General features: G+C 73.1%; 4 protein-coding genes. 1 reads left to right on the top strand and 3 read right to left on the bottom strand.

Going from position 1 to position 7,022, the window contains the following annotated elements; genetic code table 11:
* Positions 1–170: 170 nt before the first annotated feature.
* The 3 genes from cimA to ABD353_RS38875 all read right to left on the bottom strand — a co-directional run bounded on the left by cimA (position 171) and on the right by ABD353_RS38875 (position 4,644).
* Positions 171–1,784: a citramalate synthase gene (gene cimA / locus ABD353_RS38885; protein ID WP_344628454.1), complete on the bottom strand. Its 1,614-nt coding sequence runs from the start codon at positions 1,782–1,784 to the stop codon at positions 171–173.
* A gap of 530 nt (positions 1,785–2,314) precedes the next feature.
* Complete coding sequence (locus tag ABD353_RS38880; RefSeq protein WP_344628453.1) at positions 2,315–3,427, bottom strand: branched-chain amino acid aminotransferase; 1,113 nt, start codon at positions 3,425–3,427, stop codon at positions 2,315–2,317.
* Between the two features lie 179 nt (positions 3,428–3,606).
* Positions 3,607–4,644 (bottom strand): 3-isopropylmalate dehydrogenase, encoded by a 1,038-nt coding sequence (locus ABD353_RS38875; protein ID WP_344628452.1) that lies wholly within the window; start codon positions 4,642–4,644, stop codon positions 3,607–3,609.
* Between the two features lie 157 nt (positions 4,645–4,801).
* Here ABD353_RS38875 and ABD353_RS38870 point away from each other — a divergent pair, with 157 nt between their 5' ends.
* The gene (locus tag ABD353_RS38870; RefSeq protein WP_344628451.1) at positions 4,802–6,877 is read left to right on the top strand and encodes a PIG-L family deacetylase; all 2,076 of its coding nucleotides are present in this window, start codon (positions 4,802–4,804) and stop codon (positions 6,875–6,877) included.
* Positions 6,878–7,022: the final 145 nt, after the last annotated feature.

The following is a 7,022-nucleotide window of genomic DNA, read 5'->3' as shown; positions in this document are numbered from 1 at the left end:
GCGCCAAGAGCGCCCTCATCACCCTCGTCGAGCACGCCCTCCTGGCCCGCCTCCGCTGAGGCACGGGCCCACGGAGGGGCCGGACACCCCGGAGGGGGCGCGGAAACCGCGCCCCCTCCGGCGTTCTCACGCCCCCTCGTGCTCCAAGAGCCCCGGGCGTCGCGGAAGCCTCATTCCGTCTCCTCCGGCACCAGTCCGGCCCGCAGCAGCCCGTAGGTGTAGGCGTCCTCCAGGGCCCGCCAGGAGGCCGCGATCACGTTGTCCGCGACACCGACCGTGGACCAGGACGCCACCCCGTCCCCGGACTCCACCAGGACCCGGGTCTTGGAGCCGGTGCCGTGCTGGCCCTCCAGGATGCGGACCTTGTAGTCCACCAGCTCCAGCTTCGCGAGCTGCGGGTAGATCCGCTCCAGCGCGGTGCGCAGCGCCCTGTCCAGGGCGTCGACCGGGCCGTTGCCCTCGCCGGTGGCGATCCGGCGCTCGCCCTTCGCCCAGAGCTTCACCGTGGCCTCGTTGCCCGGGGCGCCGTCCGCGCGCTGCTCGCTGATGGTCCGCCAGGACTCCAGGCTGAAGAAGCGCTCGCGGCGGCCGCGCACCTCGTCACGGAGCAGCAGCTCGAAGGAGGCGTCGGCGGCCTCGTAGGTATAGCCCTGGTTCTCCTGCTCCTTGACCTTGGCGACCACCCGGCCGACCAGGTCCCGGTCCTCGGACAGGTCGTAGCCGAGCTCCTTGCCCTTGAGCTCGACGGAGGCCCGGCCGGCCATGTCGGAGACCAGCATCCGCATGGTGTTGCCGACCAGCTCCGGGTCGATGTGCTGGTACAGGTCCGGGTCCACCTTGATCGCGGAGGCGTGCAGGCCCGCCTTGTGCGCGAAGGCCGAGAAGCCCACGTACGGCTGGTGGGTGGACGGTGCGAGGTTGACCACCTCGGCGACGGCGTGCGAGATCCGGGTCATCTCGGCGAGCCGGCCCTCGGGCAGCACCCGGCGGCCGTACTTGATCTCCAGCGCGCCGACCACCGGGAAGAGGTTGGCGTTGCCGACCCGCTCGCCGTAGCCGTTGGCGGTGCACTGCACGTGGGTCGCGCCGGCGTCCACCGCGGCCAGCGTGTTGGCGACCGCGCAGCCGGTGTCGTCCTGCGCGTGGATGCCGATCCGGGCCCCCGTCCTGGCGAGCACCTCGGCGACGGTCTCGCGGACGCCCAGCGGCAGCATGCCGCCGTTGGTGTCGCAGAGCACCACCACGTCGGCGCCGGCGCGGTGCGCGGTGGAGACCACCGCCAGGGCGTACTCCGGGTTCGCCTTGTAGCCGTCGAAGAAGTGCTCGCAGTCGATGAACACCCGCCGCCCCTGCGAGCGCAGGTACTCGACGCTGTCCCGGACCATCTCCAGGTTCTCGTCCAGGGTGGTGCGCAGGGCCAGCTCCACGTGCCGGTCGTGCGACTTGGCGACCAGGGTGACCACCGGGGCACCGGAGTTGACGAGGGCGGCCAGCTGCGGGTCGTCCGCCGCCCGGCCACCGGCCCGGCGGGTCGCCCCGAACGCGACCAACTGGGCGTGCTTGAGGTCGAGTTCGGCCGCCGCCCGGGCGAAGAACTCGGTGTCGCGGGGGTTGGCGCCGGGCCAGCCGCCCTCGATGAAGCCGACGCCGAACTCGTCCAGGTGCCGGGCGATGGTCAGCTTGTCCGCGACGGTGAGGTTGATGCCCTCGCGCTGGGCGCCGTCGCGCAGCGTGGTGTCGAAGACGTGGAAGCTGTCGTTGGGGTGGTCGCTGGCCTCGGTCATGGCCCTGGGTTCTCCGTTCGGTGGAGTACTGCTGTTGCCGGTGGGATCCGGCTCCACTGTCCAGCATCCCGCGCGCTCCCCGGTGTCTCCGGGCTCCTTGTGGGGGCCGGGGCCGGTCCGGGGCAAAACAAAAGACCCCTCGCGGGTGCGAGAGGTCTGCGCGCGGGTCTGGACGCTCGTGGTCGCTCCGCAACGGGGTGGTGCGGAGCGGTCACTGCGGACCGGCGCGCCTGCTGCTAATGATCAGCGAAAGCGAGGACACACTGGCAGTCTGGCACACCATCCGCCATCCGGCCCGGACCATCCGCATACCGAGACACGCCTGCTGGCAGCAGGTGGTGAACCACAGGGGCGCGTGGGGGCACCTCCCGGCCGAAGGCTGGGGGAGAACTGCGCGAGCCGGGAGGACATCACCCGCAGCCGGGGTCGGACAGACGGTGCAACTCGCCGTCCGGGCCCGAGTGCGGTCCGTTCCTTCCGTAGCGCGCAGTTCCCCCGCGCCCCTGGCGTGGTCAACCACTCCGAAAAGGTCAGACGATCTTGTGGAGCCAGTTGTGGGTGTCCGGGGCCTGGCCGCCCTGGATGGCGAGGAGGGCCTTGCGGAGCTCCATGGTGGTCGGGCCGGGCTCGCCCTTGCCGACCGTCCAGTCGCCGCGGGCGGACTTCACGGAGCCGACCGGCGTGATGACGGCGGCGGTGCCGCAGGCGAACACCTCGGTGAGGGTGCCGTCGGCGTTGCCCTGCTTCCACTCGTCGGTGGAGATCCGCCGCTCCTCGACCGCGTAGCCGAGGTCGGAGGCGAGCTGGAGCAGCGAGTCCCGGGTGATGCCGGGGAGGAGGGCGCCGGACAGCTCGGGGGTGACGATCCTGGCGTCCTCGCCCTCGCCGAAGACGAAGTAGAGGTTCATGCCGCCCATCTCCTCGATCCACCGGTGCTCGGCGGCGTCGAGCCAGACGACCTGGTCGCAGCCCTTCTCGGCGGCCTGGGCCTGGGCGATCAGCGAGGCGGCGTAGTTGCCGGCGCACTTGGCGGCGCCGGTGCCGCCCGGCGCGGCCCGGACGTACTCCTCGGAGAGCCAGACGGAGACCGGCTTGATGCCGCCGGGGAAGTACGCGCCGGCCGGCGAGGCGATGATCATGAAGAGGTAGGAGTTGGCCGGGCGGACGCCCAGGCCGACCTCGGTGGCGAACATGAACGGCCGCAGGTAGAGGCTCTGCTCGGGCTGGTTCGGCACCCAGCCCTGCTCCTGCTGGACGAGCAGCTCGACGGCCTCGACGAAGGTCTCGACCGGCAGCTCGGGCATGGCGAGCCGGCGGGCGGAGGCCTGGAAGCGGGCGGCGTTGGCCTCGGGGCGGAAGGTGGCGATGGAGCCGTCGGCCTGCCGGTAGGCCTTGAGGCCCTCGAAGATCGACTGGCCGTAGTGCAGCGTCATGTTGGCCGGGTCGATCTCCAGCGGCGCGTACGGCGTGAGCTGGGCGTCGTGCCAGCCCAGACCCTCCGTCCACCGGATGGTGACCATGTGGTCGGTGAAGATCCGGCCGAAGCCGGGGTTGGCCAGCCGGGCCTCGCGCTCCGCGTCGGACAGCGGGTGCGCGGAGGGCTTGAGCTCGAACGTGATGGGCGCCTGGGTGGGCGTACTCATGACTGTCTGTCCTTCACCGTGGGGTTGGTCCGGGCCGCCTCCGCCGAAGGGGTAGAACGCACGACGGCACGGCCCACTGTCGATACTCGCATCCAGAGGGCCGTGCCGAACAGCCGGTCGGCTGTCGTGCTGTGCGGTTCCGGCCCTTCGGGCAGGAACCCTGTGCTGTTCCCGGCCCGTCAGCCGGATACTCGGGCGGCGAGCGCGTCGCCGACCTCGGAGGTGGAGCGGGCGCCGGTGCGCTCGGCGAGGTCCGCGGCGACGGCGGCCTCGACCTTCGCGGCCTCGGCGGTGTAGCCGAGGTGCTCCAGCAGCATGGCGACGGACAGCACGGTGGCGGTCGGGTCGGCCTTGCCCTGGCCCGCGATGTCGGGGGCGGAGCCGTGGACGGGCTCGAACATCGACGGGAACGCGCCGGTGGGGTTGATGTTGCCGGAGGCCGCCAGGCCGATGCCGCCGGTGACGGCCGCGGCGAGGTCGGTGAGGATGTCGCCGAACAGGTTGTCGGTGACGATCACGTCGAAGCGCTCGGGCTGGGTGACGAAGAAGATCGTCGCCGCGTCGACGTGCAGGTAGTCGGTGGTGACCTCGGGGAACTCCCGGCCGACCTCCTGGAAGATCCGCGTCCACAGGTGGCCGGCGTGGACCAGCACGTTGTTCTTGTGGACGAGGGTGAGCTTCTTGCGGGGGCGGGCCTGGGCGCGGCGGTAGGCGTCGCGGACGACCCGCTCGATGCCGAAGGCGGTGTTGAGGCTGACCTCGGTGGCCACCTCCTGCTCGGTGCCGGCGCGCAGGGTGCCGCCGTTGCCGACGTAGGGGCCCTCGGTGCCCTCGCGGACGACCACGAAGTCGATCTGCGGGTCGCCGGCCAGCGGGGACTTCACACCGGGGAAGAGCTTGCCCGGGCGGAGGTTGATGTGGTGGTCGAAGGCGAAGCGGAGCTTGAGGAGCAGGCCGCGCTCCAGGACGCCGGACGGGACGCTGGGGTCGCCGATGGCGCCGAGCAGGATCGCGTCGCGGTCCTTGAGCTCCTCCAGGACGGCGTCCGGCAGGGTCTCGCCGGTGCGGTGGTAGAGACGGGCACCGAGGTCGTACTCGGTGGTCTCCAGCTTCACGTCGGCGGGGAGGGCGGCGCTCAGCACCTTGAGGCCCTCGGCCACCACTTCCTGGCCGATGCCGTCACCGGGGATCACTGCGAGACGAAGGCTGCGAGACATGCTCAGGACCCTACTCCGCGTCCCAGCCACTGACATCTCGCGTCCAGGATCCGGACATTCGGGGACGGGCCGGCGACAAAGGGGGGTACGGAGCCGTACCGGACCGCTCCGTTAAAATCCGACAGATCTACACGGGGAATTCACGGGGGAAAGCACTATGGGGGGTCGGATCAGCAGACGCCGCGCGCTCTGGCTGACCGGTGGGGCGCTGGCACTGCCCGCGGTGGGCTGCGGCGTCGGCCTGGCGGTCCGGGAGGACCGGCCGAAGGAGCCGGAGCCGCTCGGGCCGGCACAGGTGACCGGTGTCGCACATCACAGCATCACACAGTCGTTCGTGCACGTCATCGCACATCCGGACGACAATCTCTACTTCATGAATCCGGACCTCGACCACGCACTGGCCTCCGGCGCCGCCTGTGTCACGGTCTGCCTCACCGACGGCGAGTCCGACGGCCGCAACGTGCTGCACACCGAGCTCGGCCGGGTCGTCCGCGCCGACCGGCCGGCCTACACCCGCGCCCGGATCAACGGACTGACCGCCGCCCTCGCGCTGCTCGCCACCGGCGACGAGAACAGCCCCTGGGACGTGTCGCTGGTCAGCTACCTGGACGGCCGGCTGGTCGAGCAGCACACCCTGCGGGCCGCGCCCCAGGTGCAGCTGATCCTGCTCGCCCTGGTCGAGGCCCGCTCGGTCAGCCTGCCGCGCGCCGCGAGCCTGCGCGGCCTGTGGCTCGGCGAGACGGAGGCCCTCGAAACCCTGCCGCCGGTGCGCAGCGGACTGCCCGCCGGCGCCGGCTACAGCCGGGAGCAGCTGATCGCCACGCTGCACTCCGTCCTCGACCACTACCGCCCGACCGTGGTCCGCACCCTCGACCCGAACCCGGACCACTCCCCCAAGCCGCCGAAGGACCCGCGCAGCGGCCACGTCTACCTGGACCACCAGGACCACACCTACTCCGCGTACTTCGCGCAGGCCGCGCTCGCCCGGCACTGGGCCGGCGACCGGGCGAGGAACGCCACCGTCGAGCACTACCTCGGCTACGTGAACGCCGCGCTGCCGCACAACCTCGACCAGGCCGCCGTCGGCCGCAAGGTGCTCGCGCTGAACAGCTACGGCTGGGCCGACAACCGGCGCTGCGGCGACCCGGCCGGCTGCGGCGACCGCAAGGTCGGGGCCGGCGCGCTGCGCAACGGCTGGGCGCAGTCCACCCGGTACCGCGCCCCGGGCAGCGGCGCCTGGCTGGTGCCGCTGTCCGACGGGCGGCTGGCCGCGTTCGGCCTGCTCAACGGCGCCGCGGTGCAGTGGACGCAGTCGCCGCGGGGCTGGGACGGGCCGCGGCGGCTCGCCGGCACCGGGCTGGAGGGGCAGGTGCAGGCCTTCCGGCAGGGCGACGGGCTGATACGCCTGCTCGGCGTGCGCACCATGCTGCGCTACGCGGCCGACGAGCACCGCCGCGAGATCGTCACCGCCGTGCAGACCGGCCGGGACTCCTTCGGTCCGTGGGAGAGCCTCGGCGCCCCGGACGGCGAGGACCCGGTGCGCTCGATGGAGTTCGGCTACCCGGTCGGGCTCGCCCTGGCGGACGGCACCGTGCAGGTCGCGGCCCGCACCTGGGGCGGCACGGTCGCCGTCCGGACCCTCTCCGGCCCCGGGGAGGCGTGGACGGCGCTGACCCTGCCGCCGCACGCCGGCGGCGGTGTCCAGGACGGCCTGGGCGCGGTCGTCGACGGCTACGGCAACACCCACGTCTTCGCGACCGGTCCGCGCACCGTCGTGCACTGGGCCTCGGACGTGCCCGGCGGCCCGCTGCGGCCGGCGCCGCCGACCGGGCTGCCGGTGCCGGGCGGCCCGGTCACTGCCGAGCTGGGCGAGGAGGGCGCGCTGCGGGTGCGCTTCCGCGAGCCGAAGAGCGCCCGGGTGCTCACCGCCGAGCGGGCGCCCGGGTCCGAGGCGTGGCGGGTGGTGGCCGAGTCGGCGCCGCCCGGCGGCTTCGGCCGGATCGCCACCGCGGACGGCGCGATGGCCGTCCGCGACGACCGCGGGCGGACCGCGCTGCGCGCCGACGGCCGGGACTGGCAGCACGACGGCCCGCTGCTCGCGCACACCCCCGCGCTGGCGACCGACCGGGACGGCCGGCTGGTCGCCGAGGGCGTCGGCTGCGACGGCCACCTGTACTCCGCCCGCCAGCCGGTGCCCGGCGCCCCGTTCGGTGCCTGGAGCCAGGCGGGCTGAGCCGTTGCATATGCTCGGTGGGCCGCCGCCGCGCCCCGGCCGGCCGCCGCATGCCCGCCGGCCCGTCCCGTACGACCCCTTCGGCCCGCCCGGGCCAGGCAGGAGCACCGCGCTGTGAGCCAGGAGACGGCCCCGACCCCGCCGC

The sequence above is a fragment of the Kitasatospora arboriphila genome (genome assembly GCF_039528095.1).
GTDB classification, from domain to species: Bacteria; Actinomycetota; Actinomycetes; order Streptomycetales; family Streptomycetaceae; genus Kitasatospora; species Kitasatospora arboriphila.
Note: the sequence above shows the minus strand (reverse complement) of the source record. Positions and strands in the feature narration are given on the sequence as shown.

Bases quoted from the DNA above. Each gene is read 5' to 3' on its own strand.
- cimA (WP_344628454.1), bottom strand. From the start codon at position 1,784: ATGACCGAGGCCAGCGACCACCCCAACGACAGCTTCCACGTCTTCGAC.
- ABD353_RS38870 (WP_344628451.1), top strand. From the start codon at position 4,802: ATGGGGGGTCGGATCAGCAGACGCCGCGCGCTCTGGCTGACCGGTGGG.
- ABD353_RS38875 (WP_344628452.1), bottom strand. From the start codon at position 4,644: ATGTCTCGCAGCCTTCGTCTCGCAGTGATCCCCGGTGACGGCATCGGC.
- ABD353_RS38880 (WP_344628453.1), bottom strand. From the start codon at position 3,427: ATGAGTACGCCCACCCAGGCGCCCATCACGTTCGAGCTCAAGCCCTCC.